The organism is Pseudarthrobacter sp. NPDC058362 (assembly GCF_042723515.1).
GTDB lineage: Bacteria > Actinomycetota > Actinomycetes > Actinomycetales > Micrococcaceae > Arthrobacter.
Genome location: NZ_JBHXIW010000002.1, coordinates 194,437 through 212,631, shown reverse-complemented (window position 1 = coordinate 212,631; position 18,195 = coordinate 194,437). Strand labels below are relative to the sequence as shown.

Annotated in this window: 16 protein-coding genes; 8 read left to right on the top strand and 8 right to left on the bottom strand. The window is 66.6% G+C overall.

The features are described 5' to 3' along the window. Nucleotides 1–21 precede the first annotated feature (21 nt). The 8 genes from ACFWIX_RS05560 (at nt 22) to pepD (ending at nt 9,980) form a co-directional block, all read left to right on the top strand. Nucleotides 22–1,056 (top strand): sugar-binding transcriptional regulator, encoded by a 1,035-nt coding sequence (locus tag ACFWIX_RS05560; RefSeq protein WP_377215119.1) that lies wholly within the window; start codon nt 22–24, stop codon nt 1,054–1,056. Between the two features lie 144 nt (nt 1,057–1,200). Then, nucleotides 1,201–2,148 carry a 3-keto-5-aminohexanoate cleavage protein gene (locus ACFWIX_RS05555; RefSeq protein ID WP_377215118.1) on the top strand — a complete coding sequence of 316 codons (948 nt, stop codon included), beginning with the start codon at nt 1,201–1,203 and terminating at the stop codon, nt 2,146–2,148. Between the two features lie 38 nt (nt 2,149–2,186). After that, nucleotides 2,187–3,431, top strand: coding sequence for an epoxide hydrolase family protein (locus ACFWIX_RS05550; protein ID WP_377215117.1), 1,245 nt, complete (start codon nt 2,187–2,189; stop codon nt 3,429–3,431). A gap of 189 nt (nt 3,432–3,620) precedes the next feature. Beyond that, nucleotides 3,621–4,745, top strand: a complete 1,125-nt coding sequence (locus tag ACFWIX_RS05545) for a sugar ABC transporter substrate-binding protein (protein WP_377215116.1) — start codon at nt 3,621–3,623, stop codon at nt 4,743–4,745. A gap of 85 nt (nt 4,746–4,830) precedes the next feature. After that, nucleotides 4,831–5,865: an ABC transporter permease gene (locus ACFWIX_RS05540; protein ID WP_377215115.1), complete on the top strand. Its 1,035-nt coding sequence runs from the start codon at nt 4,831–4,833 to the stop codon at nt 5,863–5,865. Then, entirely contained in the window at nt 5,862–7,412 is a 1,551-nt protein-coding gene (locus tag ACFWIX_RS05535; protein WP_377215114.1) for a sugar ABC transporter ATP-binding protein, read from the top strand. The genes ACFWIX_RS05540 and ACFWIX_RS05535 overlap by 4 nt, the downstream gene beginning before the upstream one ends. Before the next feature lie 5 nt (nt 7,413–7,417). Further along, nucleotides 7,418–8,437: an ABC transporter permease gene (locus ACFWIX_RS05530; protein ID WP_377215113.1), complete on the top strand. Its 1,020-nt coding sequence runs from the start codon at nt 7,418–7,420 to the stop codon at nt 8,435–8,437. A gap of 79 nt (nt 8,438–8,516) precedes the next feature. Continuing rightward, the gene (pepD, locus tag ACFWIX_RS05525; protein ID WP_377215112.1) at nt 8,517–9,980 is read left to right on the top strand and encodes a beta-Ala-His dipeptidase; all 1,464 of its coding nucleotides are present in this window, start codon (nt 8,517–8,519) and stop codon (nt 9,978–9,980) included. A gap of 403 nt (nt 9,981–10,383) precedes the next feature. On the opposite strand, the gene ACFWIX_RS05520 is transcribed toward pepD, so the two are convergent. The 8 genes from ACFWIX_RS05520 to ACFWIX_RS05485 all read right to left on the bottom strand — a co-directional run bounded on the left by ACFWIX_RS05520 (nt 10,384) and on the right by ACFWIX_RS05485 (nt 18,178). Beyond that, nucleotides 10,384–11,052, bottom strand: a complete 669-nt coding sequence (locus ACFWIX_RS05520; protein WP_377215111.1) for a 2-oxo acid dehydrogenase subunit E2 — start codon at nt 11,050–11,052, stop codon at nt 10,384–10,386. After that, complete coding sequence (locus ACFWIX_RS05515; protein ID WP_377215110.1) at nt 11,049–11,912, bottom strand: ketose-bisphosphate aldolase; 864 nt, start codon at nt 11,910–11,912, stop codon at nt 11,049–11,051. Before ACFWIX_RS05515 ends, ACFWIX_RS05520 begins: the two co-directional genes overlap by 4 nt. Nucleotides 11,913–11,940: 28 nt before the next feature. Continuing rightward, complete coding sequence (locus ACFWIX_RS05510) at nt 11,941–12,183, bottom strand: biotin/lipoyl-containing protein (RefSeq protein WP_377215109.1); 243 nt, start codon at nt 12,181–12,183, stop codon at nt 11,941–11,943. A 39-nt stretch (nt 12,184–12,222) separates the two neighbouring features. Continuing rightward, nucleotides 12,223–13,269, bottom strand: coding sequence for an alpha-ketoacid dehydrogenase subunit beta (locus tag ACFWIX_RS05505; protein WP_377215108.1), 1,047 nt, complete (start codon nt 13,267–13,269; stop codon nt 12,223–12,225). Further along, nucleotides 13,266–14,252 (bottom strand): thiamine pyrophosphate-dependent dehydrogenase E1 component subunit alpha, encoded by a 987-nt coding sequence (locus ACFWIX_RS05500; RefSeq protein WP_377215107.1) that lies wholly within the window; start codon nt 14,250–14,252, stop codon nt 13,266–13,268. Before ACFWIX_RS05500 ends, ACFWIX_RS05505 begins: the two co-directional genes overlap by 4 nt. 113 nt (nt 14,253–14,365) lie before the next feature. After that, on the bottom strand, nt 14,366–15,202 hold the full coding sequence (locus tag ACFWIX_RS05495; protein WP_377215106.1) for an HAD-IIA family hydrolase: 837 nt from the start codon (nt 15,200–15,202) through the stop codon (nt 14,366–14,368). After that, on the bottom strand, nt 15,199–16,710 hold the full coding sequence (locus tag ACFWIX_RS05490) for an FGGY-family carbohydrate kinase (RefSeq protein WP_377215105.1): 1,512 nt from the start codon (nt 16,708–16,710) through the stop codon (nt 15,199–15,201). The genes ACFWIX_RS05495 and ACFWIX_RS05490 overlap by 4 nt, the downstream gene beginning before the upstream one ends. A gap of 4 nt (nt 16,711–16,714) precedes the next feature. Next, entirely contained in the window at nt 16,715–18,178 is a 1,464-nt protein-coding gene (locus ACFWIX_RS05485) for an iron-containing alcohol dehydrogenase (RefSeq protein ID WP_377215104.1), read from the bottom strand. Nucleotides 18,179–18,195: the final 17 nt, after the last annotated feature.

The following is an 18,195-nucleotide window of genomic DNA, read 5'->3' as shown; positions in this document are numbered from 1 at the left end:
CGGAGCAACAAAAGGAGTGCAATGAACGACGTCGACGCGCAGCGACTGATGATCAAGGTGGCGCGCCTTTACCATACCCACGAGATGCGCCAGACCGACATTGCGAAACGGCTGCAGATTTCGCAGTCCCGGGTGTCGCGACTGCTGGCCCAGGCGGAGGAAGCCGCGATCGTGCGGACCGTGGTGGCGGTCCCCCCACACGTCCACGCTGAGCTGGAAGAGCGTGTGGAGGCGCTGTACGGACTGAGCGAGGTCCACATCATCGACGCCGTCAGCGACAACGAGGAAGAGCTGGGCAAGGACCTGGCGCACACCATGGCCTCGCTCCTGCAGGACGTGGCCTTCGAAGTCCGCACCATTGCCCTGACTTCATGGAGCAAGACCATGCGGACCATGATCAACGTCATGCTGCCCATGCGAACCCGGTGCAAGCACGTCATCGAAACTCTCGGCGACCTTGGCCCGCCCTCCCTCCAGCACGACACCGCCCGGTCCACCCAGCAGTTCGCCGCCCTCACCGGGGCCCAGCCTGTCTTCCTCCGGACGCCCGGCGTCGCCGCGAGCAAGGAGATGAAGGACCTCCTGCTGAGCCGCGACCCGCATGCGCAGGAGGCGCTGCAGATGCTCGACTCGGTGGACCTGGCACTGGTGGGCATCGGCGCCGACGAAGTCGATCCGGACCTGCGCCCGGGCGACAACTTCTTCACGGACGAGCAGTTCGCCCACGTGCGCGGACTGGGCGCCGTCGGGGAGGTCTGCCTGCACTTCCTGGACGCCGACGGGAACCCCATCGACTCGGAACTCGAAGACCTGGTGGTTGGCATCACCCGCGAACAGCTCCGCAACGCAAAACACCGCTGGGCGGTAGCCGGCGGCGCCCGCAAGCACCGCGCCATCAGGGCGGCAGCGGCCGGCGGCTGGGTGGACACGCTCGTTACGGACGCCGCCACGGCCCGCTTCCTGGTGGACACTGCGCCCGAGGACCGCAAGGCAGCCGCCGAACCGAAGCCGGCGCGGACCACCTCCCGGCGCCGCACGGCCGCATCCAAGGCCTGAACCGCCCCCGCACCGCGGCGACCTATTGACAATGGTGTGACGCACGTCCCATGATCGATGGCATATTCATTTCAAGTGCGCATAACGATTCACTCCCGGCAGGTTGCCGCTGGATCGGCGCCACGCCATCTGCCAGGAGGTACTGTGACCACCGCCCTCGACAAGTATGACGACATGAAGCCGAACTGGGACTACCCGGTGGTGATCGAGTCCCACATCAACGGCATCCGCACCAAGGAGATGAACCCCAATACCCCCATCTCCTACGAGGAAATCGCCGAAGACGCCATCCGGTGCTGGGAAGCGGGCGCCGGCGCGATCCACGCCCACAACACCAGCTTCGACCTGCTCGGCGAGAACGCCTACAAGGACTACATGCGGACGTGGGACCGGGTCTTGGAAAAACACCCGGACATCACCTGGTACCCCACCACCTGCAACAACCTCCGCCTGCTGCCCCATGAAAACGGACTCGAGCACGTACCGCACCTGTACGAGGGCGGCAACGTACGCATCGGCTGCGTCGACACCGGCCTGACCCTCTTCGCGGTCGAGGAGGACGAGGAAGGATACCTCTCCGGGCCGGAATTCGGATTCAACTACCAGCGCGTGGCCAGCCAGGTGAAGATGTTCCGGGAGCGGGACCTCGCCATGGTGTTCGGCGTGTACGAGCCGGGCCACCTGCGCCACGCCATGCACTACGTCAACCGGGGCCTGTCCACCAAGGGCTCCATGTGGGACTTCTACCTCATCGGCGACTACGGGCTCACCGCCATGGAGCCGATCGGCACCAACGGCATGAAGCCCAGCCTGGAAAGCCTCTACTACTACCTCTCCATGATCGAAGAGGCGAAGGTCAAGCACCCCTGGTACATCTCCATCTGGGGCCAGGGCGCCCTCGACGACACCGGCATCCTCCGCAGGGCGATCGAGCTCGGCGGCCACATCAAGACGGGCCTCGAGCTCTTCTACGACCCCGCCCGCAACCCCACCAACCTGGAACTGCTGCAGCAGGCCCAGGAAATCGCGCGCGAGGTCGGCCGGCCCATCGCCACGCATGAAGAAGCCCGGGCCCTCTACAACATCACCTGAGCACGTCAATTCCAACCACCTATTTCCGAGGAGGCGCAATGGCTGCGCACAACGAAGGCGGGGTAACCCCCTTCACCATCTCGATCCCCGATGAGGACCTCAAGGACATGAACGAGCGGCTCCGCCGCACGCGATACCCTGTGGACTTCGCCAACGACGACTGGCGGTACGGCTACAACACCGACTACCACAAACAGCTCGTCGACTACTGGATCAACGAATACGACTGGCGCGACGTCGAGCAGCGCATGAACGAGCTGCCGCACTTCAAGACCGAACTGATGGGCGTCCCGCTCCACTTCATCCACGTCAAGGGCAAGGGGCCGAACCCCATGCCCCTGCTCATCCACCACGGCTGGCCCTGGACCTTCTGGGACCTGCGCAAGGTGATCGGACCCCTCTCCGACCCGGCGAGCCATGGCGGGGACCCGGCCGACTCCTTCGACGTGGTCCTGATCTCGCTGCCGGGGTACGGTTTCTCCTCGCCGCTGACCGAGCCGGGCTGGAACTGGTGGCGGACGGCCGACCTGGAGAACGCCCTCATGAAGGACGTCCTGGGCTACGAAAAGTACGCCACCGCCGGCGGCGACTGGGGTGCCCTGATCGCCCAGCAGCACGGCCACAAATATGAGGACGACGTCTACGGCGTCTACACGCACTTCCCGGCACAGATGAGCCACTACCTCGCCGACCACCCGGACGCGCCTCCGGGCGTGAAGTACGACCCCTTCCTGGGACTTCCGGACGAAAGCGAATACAACGACGCCGACGAGAAGGGCTGGTTCGAACGCGGCAAGCTCTTTGTCCAGAAGGAGAGCGGGTACGGCGAGATCCAACTGACCAAACCGCAGACGCTGGCCGCCCTCGTGGCGGACTCCCCTGCCGCCCAGCTGGCGTGGATCACCGAAAAGCGCTACTTCTGGGGCCTGGCGGAACGCGGCCAGGGCACCGAAGCGTTCGAACGGGTATGGCCCAAGGAAGACCTGGTCACCACCGCTGCCGTGTACTTCCTGACCAACACGGGCGGCACGTCCTCGCGCTACTACTGGGAATGCAGGGGCAACCCCTGGAAGCCCTCGCACGACCGCTTCCCCGTGGTGGGTGCGCCGACCGCCGTCGGAATCTATCCGGGTGAAATCTATAAGCCGCCCATGAGCTGGACCGAGAAGTACTTCAACCTCCAGCAGTACCGCGTGCATGACGACGGCGGGCACTTCGCTCCGCTTGAGGTGCCGGAGACGTATGTGGACGACGTCCGGACGTTCTTCAGGACACTCCGATAGGTCTGCGTGACCGCTGTGGGGAGGCTGCCATGCAGCCTCCCCACAGTTATTTAAGCCACCTCCAGAGCGAGTGTGCCGCGACCTCTTGACAGGCGCCTGTGAGGTATCGCACACTCATAAGCATGCAAATGCAGTAGCTGAATATTTATTAATCACTACTTCGGGTCGTCTCTCACAAAGGAGTCTTTGATGCACCTCAGGAAAACCATCACCCGCCGCGTAGCGGCGTTTGGGCTGGTGGCCGGCCTGCTGGCCACCACCGCCTGCTCTTCCACCACGGCCACCAGCCAGCAGCCGATCGACAAGAAGGACATCGTCCTGGTCGCGTCGGTCATCAACACCACCAACCCCTACATGGCGTCCATGATCGAAGGCGCCAAGGCCCTGTCGAAGAAGCTGGACGTGCCGCTCGAAATCGTCGACTCCGAGGGCAGCTCGCAGACCGAGATCTCGAAGATCCAGGCCATCCTTGCCCAGGGCAAGAAGGTGGCGCTGATGGTCAACACCGTCGCAAGCTCGGACGCTCCGCCCATCGTCAACGCCGTCAAGGCCGCCGGCGGTTACGCAACGGTCTGGTGGAACAAGCCGGACAACTTCGAACCCTGGGACCAGGGCGACAACTTCGTTGCCTTCCAGAAGCACTCCGGCGTTGAGAGCGGCCAGTGCACCGCCAAGGCACTCGCCGACAGCATCGGCGGCAAGGGCAACATCGTGGCCCTCGCAGGCGTGCTGGACAGCACCACCAGCCAGACCCGCGTCGCCGGCCTGAAGGATGCACTCAAGGCCTACCCCGACGTAAAGCTCCTGGACACCCGCCCCGCCAACTGGGACCCGCAGCTCGGCCTCAAGGAGACCCAGAACCTCCTGGCCAAGTACGGCGACAAGGTTGACGGCATCTGGGCCGCCGACGACGGCATGATCATCGGCGCCGTCCAGGCCGTGAAGGACGCGGGCCGCATCAACGACGTCAAGTTCGCCTCCGACGGCCTGTACCCGCCGGTGGTCGACATGATGAAGGAAAACATGGGCAACGGCGCCATCGCCGGCGAGACCTTCCACCGCGGATTCATGGCAGCGGCCATCGGCCTCTACACTTCCTACCTCGCCGCCACCGGTGAGATCAAGCCCTCGGAACTGCCCAAGGAAAAGCGCAACAGCCTCTTCAAGCTGAGCTGCGTCACCCCGGAAAACTACGCCGAATTCACCAAGTTCGACGGTGACATCGACGGCTGGATGGACGACCTCATCGAAAAGGGCCCCTGGGAGACCGACCCCGTGCCGCTGGTTTCGGGTGGCCCGGAGAAGTTGCCCTAACGGATCACAGACGCTGGGCGGCTCCGGATAATGCGCACGCGCACCCGGAGCCGCCCCTCGGCAGCAACCACGACAGGTGAAAGTAATGACAGACAAGGACACCGGGACCGGCCTCCTCGAGGCGGCACCCGCCCCAGCACAGCCACCCCACAGGCAGGGTCGCCGGTTCAATGCAAAGAACCTCGGCGAAGTGCTTGCACTCGTGGGGCTGATCGCCGTTTTCGCGGCGCTCAACCCCGGGACGTTCCTGACGCCGGAGAACCTGCGGACCATCCTGGACCACGCGTCCCTTCCGCTGATCATCGGCGTCGGCGCCACCCTGGTCATCCTGACCGGTTCGATCGACCTCTCGGTAGAGGGCGTCATGGGGGCCGCCGGCATGACCTTCGTCCTCATGACGGCCAACAGCCGCGGCAGCGCAGACTTTGGCCCGTGGGCCATTGTCGCCGCACTGGCTGTGGGCGTGGGCCTCGGGCTCCTGAGCGGCCTGGTGCACACCCGCCTCAAGGTGCCCTCGTTCATCGTCACGCTGGGCGTCTGGTTCGTGGGCCTCGGAATCGCCACGGTGCTCTTCGGTGACGAATCCATCCCCTTCCTTCCCGACGGCGGCATCAAGGGCTGGCCGTCCACGCTCACCTTCGGCCTGCCGAACTCCTTCCTCCTCGCAGCGGCGTTCGTCCTGGCAGGCATGTTCGTGGCCCGCTTCACCAGGCTGGGCCGCTTTGCCTACGCCATCGGCGACAGCGAGGAAATCTCCAAGGGCAACGGCATCCCCGTGCTCAGGTACAAGCTCTACGTGTTCGTTGTGGCCGGCGCCTGCAGCGCGGCCGCCGGGGTGCTGGCAGCCCTCAAGCTCGGCGCCGGCTCGGCGACGGTGGGCGTGGGAACGCTCTTCCTGACCATCGCGGCCGTGGTGATCGGCGGCACCTCCCTTGGAGGCGGCAAGGGAGGCATCCTCCGCACCGCGATCGGCGTACTCATGCTGACCGTCCTCAACAACGGGCTCATCCTCAGCGGGGTCAGCCCGAACATCCAATCCGCGGTCTCCGGAACCGTCCTGATCGCGGCCGTCCTCGTGGCCACCTGGCCACACCGCAGCAGACTGAGGATCGTAAAATGACCAACGCTTCCCTGGCCCCCCGAACCGGAGTTGAAACCCCGGCACTTCGGCTGACCAACATCTCGAAATCCTTCGGTTCGACCCACGCGGTCAAGAATGTCTCGCTCGAGGTGCCGCGCCACGAAGTGGTCGGACTAATCGGCGAAAACGGCGCCGGCAAGTCCACGCTCCTGAAGATCCTGACCGGCCTCTACCAGCCGGATTCGGGAACCATAGAAACCGACGGCCGTCCCGTGAAGTTCCGCCGGCCGCAGGACGCGGTGGCCGCAGGCATCGGCGTGGTGCACCAGGAGCAGTCGCTGCTGTCCAACCTGTCTGTCGCGGAGAACATCGCGATGAACGCCCTCTCCTCCAAGGATGCCGCCACCCGCTACGGGTTCTACCGCTGGAAGCGGCTGAACCAGGAGGCAGCCACCATCCTCGCCCGCGTCGGGTCCACCATCGACCCGCGCACCCAGGTCAGCGACCTGTCGTTCGTGGACCGCCAGATGGTCGAAATTGCCCGCGCCCTGCGAGTGGACGAGGCCATCCACGCGGCCCCCCTGGTAATTCTGGACGAGCCCACCTCCGTGCTGGAGCGCAACGAAACCGCGATCCTCGAACGCGAGATCCGGTCACTGCGCGAAATCGGCTCCGTGCTGTTCGTCTCCCACCGGCTGGACGAAGTGCTGCGGATCTGCGACCGCGTCGTGGTGATGCGCCACGGCGAAGTGGTGGCGGATGTACGGCGCGAGGACGTCACCGAGGACGAACTCTTCCGCCTCATGATCGGCCAGGAATCACGCGCACGGGTCCGCAAGGGCGGCAGCGCCGCGGGCGCCGTGGCAGCGGTCGAAGCCAAGGGCCTGGGCCGGACGGGGCAGTTCAAGGACGTCTCCTTCGCCGTCCCCGCCGGACGGTCCCTTGCGATCGTCGGTGCCATGGGCTCCGGACGCGAATCCGTCTGCCGCGCCCTCTTCGGAGCAGAGGCCTTCGACGCCGGCACCCTCGAAGTTGGCGGCCGGCCCGTGCAGAACTGGTCGATGCGCCGCGCAGTCCGGAACGGACTCGCCTACATTCCCTCCGAGCGCAAGGTTGAAGGCATGGTGGGCGGCCTGAGCGCTGCCGAGAACCTCACCCTGGTGCACCCGCGCGAGGCCGCCAAGGGCCCCCTCCTGCGCCGCAAGGCCCGGATGCAGGCCGCGGAGGAATGGTTCGAGAAACTCGACGTCCGCCCCCGCGACCCGCGCCTGCCGCTGGGACGCTTCTCCGGCGGCAACCAGCAAAAAGTGGTCATGGCCAAGTGGCTTCGCGCCGAGGAATTGAGCGTCCTGATCCTTGACCACCCGCTGCGCGGCCTCGATCCGGGAGCCTCGCAGACGGTGAACGACCAGATCCGCGCCGCCCAGGACGACGGCGCAGCGGTCATCCTGCTGCCGGACACCCTCGAGGAAGCCCTCGAGATGGCGGACGAGATCATCGTGATGCGCGACGGCGAAATCACCGCGCGCTTCGACCTCTCCGTCGACAGCCCCACTTCACTCGACCTGCTGGAAAAGATGGTGTGACTCCCATGTCAAAGAAAGCTCTCCTCGAGCAGCCGGCCGCACTGCCGGCCACCGCCGACGGCAAGGCGGCGCCCGCGCGGCGCAGGCCACGGAACCTGTGGTTCACTTTTGGCCCGTTCGCGGTGTTCCTCGCCCTCTTCGCCCTCGTCGCCGTCCTCCGGCCGGCGTTCCTCACCGGCGGCGGCATGGCGATCCTCGCCGTCCAGGCGGCAACGATCCTCCTGGTGGCGCTGGGGCAGGCCATGGTGCTCCACGTCGGCTCGATCGACCTGTCCAACGCAGCGATCGTGATCTTCGCAGCAATCGTCCTCGCCCAGACCCTTGGCCCCCTGGGTGCGCTTGCCCCGGTAGTCACGCTCGCCGTCGTCACCCTCATCGGAGCCGCCAACGGCTTCCTGGTGGCGTTTGGCCAGATCCCCTCCTTCGCGCTCACGCTCGGCACGCTCGGCATCCTGCAGGCAGCTTCGCTGGTGATCAGCAACGCGACCACCGTCTACGCCACCGCGAACGGCCAGCTGCTCGCTCCCCTGTTCGGCACAGCCCTTGCCGGCCTGCCCATGGCATTCTGGGTGGGCGTCGTCTTGGCAGTAGGGCTCTGGGCGTTCCTCCGCTTCACCCGGGCCGGCGAAGGCATGACCGCCGTGGGCCTCAATGAAACGGGCGCCCTGTTCTCGGGCTTGCGGACCCGCTGGTTCAAGGTAGTGGCCTTCGCCCTCTCCGGCCTGCTGGCCGGCGTCGCCGGGGTCCTCGTGATTGCACAGGCCGGCGCGGCGTCGTCCTTCGGCCTCGGAAGCGACCTCCTGCTGCCGGGCATCGCCGCCGCCATCGTCGGCGGAACCGCTATCACCGGCGGCATCACCAACCCGATCAACATCGTCTTCGGCGCCCTGACCGTGGCGCTCGTGCCCATCGGCGCGGCCGCCGTGGGCGTAACCCCCCAGGCGCAAAGCCTGGTCTATGGCCTGGTCATTATCGCCGCGGTGGCGCTTACCATGGGCCGGGGCCACAACGAAGTGGTCAAATAACACTGACCAACAGCCTCTAAAACAACTCCGTCCGCCGCAACGCCGCGGGGACGTCCCTACCCTTTCCGAAAGGCACCCCATGTCAGTCCTGAAATCCCTCCAGCCGCAAGAGGTGTTCTCATTCTTCGAAACCCTCGCCGGCATCCCCCGCGGCTCCGGCAACGAAAAGGAGGCCGCCGACTGGGTGGTCAACTTCGCCCGGGACCGCGGACTGGAAGCCACCCAAGACGACCTGCACTGCGTCCTGGTCAAGAAGCCGGGCCAGCACGGACTGGAAGACGCTCCGCCGCTCATCCTCCACGGCCACCTGGACATGGTGTGCGAGAAGGAGGACGGCGTGGTACACGACTTCGAGCAGGACCCGATCGAGCTCCTCATCGACGGTGATTTCGTCACCGCCAACGGCACCTCACTGGGCGCCGACAACGGCATCGGTGTCTCCTACATCCTGGCCCTCCTCGACTCCAAGGACATTCCGCACCCTCCCCTCGAGGCCGTCCTGACCGCGATGGAGGAAAAGGGAAAGGTGGGAGCCGCCAGTTTCGACACGTCTAGGCTGACCGGCAAGCGGATGATCGACTTCAACTGGATCACCGACAAAGAAATCCTCGCCGGCTGCAGCGGTGACATCACGTTCACAGTGGACATCCCGGCCGAGTGGGAGCCGGCCCCAGCCACGCACCCGGAGGCCGTGCTGCTCAAGGTCCGGGGCCTGTCCGGCGGGCACTGCGAATTCGACATCCACCTCGAGCGCGCCAACGCCGTCCTGGTCCTGGCCCGCGCGCTCAACGCCCTGCTCTCGCAGTACGACGTGAAGATCTCGGATCCGCACGGCGGCGCCCAGAACAACGCCATCCCCATGGATGCACAGGCCATCCTGCTGGTGCGCCCCGAAGATGCCGAGGGCGTGCGCTCCGTCATCTCCGAGCTTGAGGCAGCGCTGCAGAACGAATACAGGCTGGCAGACCCGGACCTGCGCCTCGAGCTGGAGCCGGCGGAATCGCCGGAGCGGGTCTTTTCCTCTGCCGCTGCGGCGCGCTTCGCCCGCCTGACGGCGCTCGTACCCAACGGCGTCCTCAGCTGGAGCCTGACCGTTCCTGGCATCGTGGAAAGCTCGAACAACCTCGGTACCGTGCGGACCACTCCCGACGGCGCCCGGCTGATGTCCACGATCACCGCGGCAGTAACCTCACGCAAGCACGAGATCCTGGACCGCGTCCGCGCCCTTGCCGCCCTGGCGGGCGGAGGCGTCCGGGTCGAGGAATACGGGCTGGACGCGGCCGAATTCCCATACCGGCCCGATTCACCGCTGCTGAAGACGGCGCGGGAAGCGTTCAGCGACGTCATGGGCCACGACGCCGACGTCCACGTCTCCCAGTGCAGCCTGGAACTTGGCATGTTCAGCGAGAAGATTCCCGGCCTGGACATCATCTCCATCGGCACCGAGCTGCACGATCTGCACTCCCCCAAGGAAACCGTCAACCACACCTCGGTGACCCGGGTATGGCCCCTCGTCAAAGAGGTCGTCTCCCGGCTGAAGTAAGCGTAGAAGGTAAGCGCGCACGGCGCGTGGCTGCAAGGGCCTGACCCCGGTATTGAACCGGGGTCAGGCCCTTGAGCTTTGTGGAGATCTTTGCCAGGAACCCCTAACCGCAAGGCGCATCAAGACAACGGACCGCCGCGGGGGAAGTGAGAGAGCGTTGGCTCAGAACCCGCCTTAGGTGAGAGAGCGTTGGCCCAAAACCCGCATTAGGTGAGAGAGCGTCCCGGGGTGGAAGAGCCGGATCACCCGTGCCGGCCCCCCTTCCGCCGCCGTCCTGTCTTGCTGTGTGGTCCCGCTTGCTGGCGTCCCGGCTCCGACGCCGTTTGGTCCAGCCGCACACACAAGAGGGAGGCCCGGACAACCTTTCGGTTGTCCGGGCCTCCCTCGCCGCAGGTGGTGCAGGTCAGCTCGACTCCAGGTTCTCCCGTACGGCGGCCAGGAACCGGGCGCCGGTGGCGCCGTCGATGGCGCGGTGGTCGCAGGTGAGGGTGAGCCTCGCCCGCGGCCGCCAGGCGCCGTTGCCGTCGTCGGTGTGGACGAACTGCTGGCGCGTAGCGCCGACGGCAAGGATGGCAACCTGGGGCACATTAAGGATGGCATCGAAGCCGTCGATCCCCATCATGCCCAGGTTGGAGACGGTAAACGTACCGTCCGTAACGTCGTCCATGGTGAGCTTGCCGTCACGGGCGCGCTGGACGATATCCCGGCGCGCAGCGGCCAGGCCCGCGACGTCGAGTGACGCAGCATCCTTGATCACGGGAACCACCAGACCGGCCGGAGTGTCGACGGCCATGCCGACATTGACGCGCTCGAATTGAGTGACCGTCTCGTCGGCGTAGTGCGCGTTCAGCGCAGGATGCTCACGCAGTGCCGCCGCGCAGGCAGCGAGGATGGCATCGGTGACCGTGGCGCCGGGGCTGCGCTCCTTGACCAGGAGCGCAGCGCCCATGTCCGCCTCAACGGCAAGGTGGAAGGCAGGCGCCTCCCACGCGGCAACCATGCGCCGCGCGGCAGTGCGCCTGATTCCCTTAAGCGGGACGACAGTCCTGCCCTCTTCCTCGACAGTTGTCACCGTCCGACCTGGGCCAGGCCCCGGGCCTTTCCGGCGCAGCCGTACAGCTCCATCTTCTCGATGGTCGCCTGGATCATGCGCTCCCGGCCCTCCGCCATCGCGTCCTCAAGCTGCCGGTCCCCCTGCGACCAGACAGCCTCAATGCCCGAACGGAACGCCAGGCGCAGGTCCGTGTCCGCATTGAACTTGTGCACACCGGCAGCCATGGCGGCGCGGATCTCGTCATCCGGGACGCCTGAGGCGCCGTGGAGGACCAGCGGAATGCCTACGGCCGCCTCGATCTCCTTGACCCGCTGGATGTCCAGGGGCTGCGCGGTCGCCAGCGGAACACCGTGCACGATTCCCACCGAAATGGCGAGGAAGTCGACCCCGGTCTCCGCAACGAAACGCTCCGCCTCGGCGACGTTCGTGTAGTAGGACTGCCAGTCGACCTGCTGGTCGGCGTCGGGAATCTTCCCCAGCTCGGCCTCTACGGGAATGCCGAAGGAGTGGGCCACCTCCACCACCTTGCGGGTGGTGCGGATGTTCTCCTCGAACGGAAGATGCGCGCCGTCATACATGATGGACGTGAAGCCAAGCTTGATGGCCTCGAAGACTTCCTCCCACGGCCCGTGGTCCAGGTGGATCACGTATTCCGCGTCGGACTCCTCAGCGATGCGGCGCGTCATCTCGTAGGCCTTCTTGATGCCCATGTGCGGCACAATCGCCCGGCCCACCTGGAGGAAGACCGGGGACTTGGCACGTTCGGCGGCCCTGACGAGCGCCTCCGTGGTCTCCTCGTTGTGCATGTTGAATGCACCGACTGCGTACGCGCCCTCGGACGCTTCTTTGATGATCTGGCGTGGATCGACCTGTGGCATAACCGTTCCTCTTCCTTGCCCTGGACCGTCAGGCGGTCTCGATGTAGGCGATCAGGGTGCGGACGTCCACCGTTTCACCTTCGGGGACGACGATTTCGGCCAGGGTGCCGGTGGCCGGGGACTCCAGGGTCTCCTCGACCTTCTCAGCCTCGACTTCGGCCAGCGGCTCGTCCTCGGTGACGGTGTCGCCGACGCTCTTGAGCCAGGTGGTGATGGTGCCTTCGCTCATGCCCATTCCCCACTGGGGCAGCAGGACCTCAACTCGTGCCATGTTCTTTTTCTCCTTGCTTTGGTGTTCTTTTAGGGGGTGTCACATGCGCGGTGCGGGCGATGTGAGTTCGTTGTTCAGGGTGTTCGCCATGAGTCCCGTGACCCGGCGGACGGCGTCCTCGATCTTGGTCCGGTTCGGGTAGAGCTGCTTCTCGAGGGCGGGGCTGAACGGGATCTGGGTATCGGGCGTAGTGACGCGCATGATCGGGGCCCGAAGGGACTCGAACGCTTCCTCGGCCACGATGGCGGAAATTTCGGCCGCGGCGGAGCAGGTGCGGTGTGCCGGGTCGGCGATGACCAGCCGGCCGGTGCGCTGCACGGACCGGATCACTGCTTCGGAGTCGAACGGGACAAGGGTGCGCGGGTCGATGACCTCGACCGAAACGCCTTCCCCCGCCAGCGTTTCGGCTGCTGCGAGGGCTTCCGGAACGGCGCTGGAAATCGCGACGACGGTCACATCGTCACCGGTGCGGGCCACGTTGGCCTGGCCGAACGGGATCTTGTATTCCTCTTCCGGCACCTCGCCCTTGCTGCCCCAGAGCATGCAGGCCTCAAAGGTCAGGACCGGATCGTCTGAATCCACGGCGGTGCGCAGCAGGCCCTTGGCGTCATACGGGTTGGACGGAACGATGATCTTCAGCCCGGGAACGTTCATGAACATCGGGTAGGGCCGGTCCGAGTGGTGGGCGCCGGTGTTCAGGCCATAGAACATGGCCGAACGGAACACCACCGGGATGGACGCCTGGCCGCCGAACATGTACCGGTTCTTGGCGGCCTGGTTCACGAACTGGTCCATCGCCATGTAGAGGAAGCTCGAGTACGAGAGGTCGACGATGGGACGCAGCCCGGTCATTGCGGCGCCGATCGCGGCCCCGACGATGACTTCCTCGGAAATCGGGGTGTTGCGGATGCGGTTGGCCCCGAACATCTCCAGGAAGTCGCCCTTGTCCTTGCGCGACTTGCCGGCGCCGGTGGTGCCGTAAACGTTGGCTTCGACGTCCTCGCCAATAATGACGACCCGGTCGTCGGCCTCCATGGCCTCGCGCTGGGCTGCGCCGATGGCGCCAAGGTAGCTCATGACAGTCATGCGATTGCTCCGATCGGCTCGGTGTAGAGGTCTTTGAAGGCGACGCTGGGGTCCGGGTAGGGGCTCTCGTCCGTGAAGCGGACGGCTTCGTCCACCTCGGCCAGGACTTCCGCTTCCAGGGCGTCGAGTTCCTCGGCCGTGGCGATCCCTTCGCGCTCGAGGTACTGGCGGAACAGGACGATGGGGTCGCGTTCGACCCACGCGGCCTTTTCTTCGGCGTTGCGGTAGTCGGTGCCCAGGCGCAGGCCTTCGGAGTGCTCGTTGAACCGGTAGGTGACCACTTCCACCAGGGAGGGGCCCTCGCCCCGGCGGGCACGGTCGACGGCGGCCGTGACCGCTTCGAATACCGCGAGCACGTCCTGGCCGTCCTCCACCCGGACGCCCGGCATACCGAAGCCGGCGGCGCGATCCGCGATCACGCCGGAGGTCACCGTGTGGGCGGGGGTGGACAGCGCATACTGGTTGTTCTCGCAGAGGAACACCACGGGCAGGTCCCATACGCCGGAGATGTTCATGGCCTCATACAGGCAGCCCTGGTTCGCGGCGCCGTCGCCGAAGAACGCCAAGGAAACCTTGCCGTTGCCCAGCACCTTGCTGGAGAGTGCAGCGCCGGTGGCGATGGGAATCGAGGATCCGACAATGCCGGACTCTCCGAGGCTTCCGACGGCGAAATCGGCCAGGTGCAGCGACCCGCCCTTGCCCTGGCACACGCCCGTGGCCTTGCCCACCAGCTCGGCCATGAGCGGTCCCAGCGGGGAGCCCTTTCCGATCGGGTGGCCGTGGCTGCGGTGGTTGCCGGACATGTAGTCCCCGTCGCCGAGTGCCATACACGCACCGACCACCTGTGCTTCCTGCCCGATGCTGGTGTGCACGGTGCCAGGGATCTGGCCGCGCTTGACCATCTTGGATGCCCGCTCGTCAAACCGGCGGATACGCAACATGCGCCGCTGCATCTCCAGCAATTCCTGCGATGAAAGACCCATCACGGTTCCTCTCTGAGTAAATATTCAAGCTATGAATTCTAATTCTATTGGTGGGTAGCCGAACTGGCAATAGCTTTGGTCGTTCAAGCTGCCCCTACTTAGCGGGGATTCCCCTAGGAGCTCTTGAAGGGCTCCAAAAGGGCGTCGATGCGCGGCAGCACGAGGGTCGGCTGCCGCTCGGGAGGCAGCAGGCCCGCCATCTCCACCGTGGCCTCCCCCGTGAGGACCAGTGCCGAATCGATGCCGGCGTCCACCGCCATGGCGATGTCGGTCTGCAGCCGGTCCCCCACCATGACGCAGTCCTGCCCGGGCAGCCCCAGGACGTCCAGGGCGGTCTGCAGCATAACCCCGGCCGGTTTCCCGACGTTCGCCTCGCATTTCACCCCGGTGCACGCCTCGATGGCGGCGATGACGGCGGCCGCATCAGGCTCTCCGCGGCCCATCGGCATGGGGCAGTAGGCGTCTGGGTTCGTCGCCACCAGGCGTGCCCGACGGTGCTGCCACAGCGCATCAAAGGCAATCTGGAGCTTGCGGTAATCGAAGCGCCGGTCATAGCTCGCCACCACCACGTCGATCTCCCGGGGATCTTCTGTGAGCCGGAAGCCGGACGAGCGGATGGCATCCTGGAGCGGCTCTTCGCCGATGACGAAAACTCCCGCCCCCGGAGCCTCCTTCCGCAGCCACGCAACGATGGTGACCAGCGGGTTCACAATGCGGTTGACGGGAGTGGGCAGGCCCAGCCGGGTCAGTTTGTCCGCGTACATCTGCGGGTTCTTCGTGGGGTTGTTGGACAGAAACAGTGTTTCCCGTCCGGCATCCCGAAGGCCGTGCACCAGCTCCGCGGCACCCGGCAGCAGCTCGTCGCCGAGGTAGATGGTGCCGTCCAGGTCGAAAAGGTAGCCTGCGTAAGCCCGCACGGGCCTGGCGGTCAGGGTGGTCGGCGCCGTCATCGGGTTGCCTCCGCAAGTTTGGCGAATACCGCCCGGTTGGCCGGATAGATATCGCGGTAGACGTCATAAAGCCGCTCATAGGCTGCGGCGGCGGCGGGCCGGGGCTCGTAGGACAGCCCGGTTCCGCTCATGGCCTTCGCGGCAGTGTCCACGGAATCGTGGATGCCGACGGCGGCCGCGGCCAGCATTCCCGCGCCGAGGCAGGTGCTCTCCGGGTCGCGCACCACGGACACGCTGCGCTGCATCACGTCGGCGATGATCTGGCACCATACGGGGCTGCGGGATCCGCCGCCCAGGGCAACCACCTCGGCCACCGGCTCTGCGAGCGCCTTTTCCGCGCCCGTCGTCAGGAGCCGCTGTTCGAACGCGAGGCCCTCAAGCAGCGCCCGGTACACGTGCGCCTTGCCGTGAATGCCCGCCAGGCCCACCAGGGCACCGCGCGCATTGTGGTCCCAGTATGGGGTGAGGGCACCTGTCCAGTACGGCAGCGCCAGCAGGCCTTCCGAACCCGGGGGCAACGCTGCCGCCGCGGTTTCCAGTATCTGCTCGGGGCTCAGCCCCAGGCCGAGTCCCTGGGCGTCGAGCCCGGAAAACTTCTCGACGAACCAGCCCAGGTTGATGGTCCCGCCGCCGATGAAGGTCTCAAGGGTATAGGCTCCCGGGACCGCGGCGGAGAGTGTCCTGTACTCCCGCGCATGGGAATAGTGGTCCGAGAAGGTCCCCGAGACGATCCCGCTGCCCAGGTTGAGGTAGGCCCGGCCGCCCGTGGTGGCGCCGGCACCCAGCTGCGCGCACTGCCCGTCCCCGGCGCCGGCCACGACGGCGACTCCCGACGGCAGGCCCAGGCGCGCGGCGGCGTCGTCCGTCAAATTGCCAAGGACGCTGCCGGGTGGCCGGAGCCCGCTGAGCTGACCGCGGTGGAGCCCCACCGCGGCGACCAGGCCGTCGTCGTAATCGAAGGTGGACATGTCCACCAGACCCAGCGGATCCGCGGAAGCCCACGAGGTGAGCCAGGCGCCGGTGAGGCGCTGGACCAGGAACCCGTGGACATCCACTACCTTGCCGATGCGTGCCATGGTGTCCGGTTCATTGGCCGCGAGCCAGTGCAGCTTGTACCAGGCCGGCGTGGGGTTGGCAGGCTTACCGGTGAGGCGGTGCACCTCGTCGGTGCCGAAGGCAGCCACCTCCGCGGTGGCACGGGTGTCGAGCCACAGCATTGCCGGCCGGAGCGGAATGCCGTCGTCGTCCAGGCAGACAAAGCTTTCCCGCTGATGGGTGATGCTGAGGGCGCCGATGCGGGAGGTGTCCACCGTCTGGGCTGCCCGCCGGATCGCTTCAGCCGAGGCAGTCCACCAGTCCTCCGCGTTCTGCTCGCCCCAGCCGGGCCGGGGCTGGCTGAGGCCGAAGGCGCAGCGCGCCTGCGAGAGCGCTTCACCGCGGGCGTTCCACACCACGGCCTTCGCGGCCGTGGTGGAACAGTCGACGCCGATCACATAGTCAGGCTGCATGGGTTCAGTTCCTTCCCGCTTCGGCAGCGGCGGCGGCGCGGGCGGCGCGCTCGAGCACCTCGTCCACGTCGGCGTCTTCCCACCAGCCGAGGAGCGTCAGCATGTCCACCACCGTGAAGCGGTTGCGCATCAGGGCGCAGTTCTCCACCGCCCAGCGGCCCAGTTCGGCGTCCACCGAGGGCTCGAGGCCGGACAGCGTGACGGCGGCGCCGGCGCCCGCGAGCGCCCCGGCGAGGGAGTCTGCGGGCCGGACGAGTCCGCGGAGTTCGTCCTGGACGTCCGCCCAGCCCTCCAGCAGCGCGCCGACGCGCGGGAGCCCGCGCCCGACGGTGTCCAGTTTGGCGGAGTAGTCGCGCCAGCATTCTTCGGCCACGCGCAGGGTCGGATCGACGCGCTCGAAGGCGGTGAGGACCTTGCGCCTGGCGGGTCCGTGGTCCAGCGCTGCCACGTCTGGGCGGGTGCCGGGCGCCGCGGCGAGCCTCTCGAACAGCATGTCCCAGGCGCTGGCGGCGATGACGGAACCGGCCCCCACCTGGGCGCCGTGGAAACCGATGGGCTCGTCGTGGGCGCCGTGGTACTGGTCGAGCATGTGGCTGATCAGGTGTTCGACGCCGGAAAGGACCGCGGTGGTCCCGGCGACGCCGGTGACGATGCCGCGCAGGGCCAGCGCGCGGGCGAGGGCGCCAACGGATTCCGGCTCCGCCTCCCGGACGCCGGCGCTCCAGCTTTCCAGGTCCTTGCCCACCATGCCGAGCAGGCGGACGGCGCTGGGCTTGTAGGTCGGGTCGGTGCCGACCAGGGAGGCGAGCTTCCAGTCCGCCGGGGCAACCAGCATGGACGTCATTTCACCGAACCCGGCACGGTTCATGGCTTCGGGCGCCTCTGCGATGACGTCTGTGTCGGAGATGACGGCGTCGGGCCAGCATGAGGGGATGGTGCGCTTCACACCGTCCCGCAGGACGACGGAGACGTCGTCGGTGTAACCGTCCACGGAGGCCGCCGTCTGTACTGACACCAGGACCGGCGTGGTTCCGGCAGCCCCGGCGCGCTGGACGGCCACCTTTGCGATGTCGCTGATGGTTCCGCCGCCGACGGCGACCACGGCATCCGCGCCAAGGACCACGCCGGCAGCCTCGTCCAGCACGCTGTCCACGACATGCAGTTCGGCGTGCCCGTCGTCGAGCACGGTCCGGACCACGGCGAACCTGGCCGCGAGCTGGGCCTGGATGAGGTCTTTGACGTCCTCCCCGGAGCGTACGATCCGGGTACGGTCCACCAGGAGCGAGACCCGGGGCCGCTGGCCTTCCGGCTGTGCCGGAAGGAGCCGGGTGACCTCGTCGGCCACGGCCGCGACGGCGCCGGGGCCGATGATGAGCTGCCGGAGTCCGCAGGGGGCGAGGGTCCGGTCGGGGTCGGCCTCGGCGAGCAGTTCCTCTATGGGCTCTACGACATAGGTGTCGGTGGTCATGATGTCCTCTCGGAACA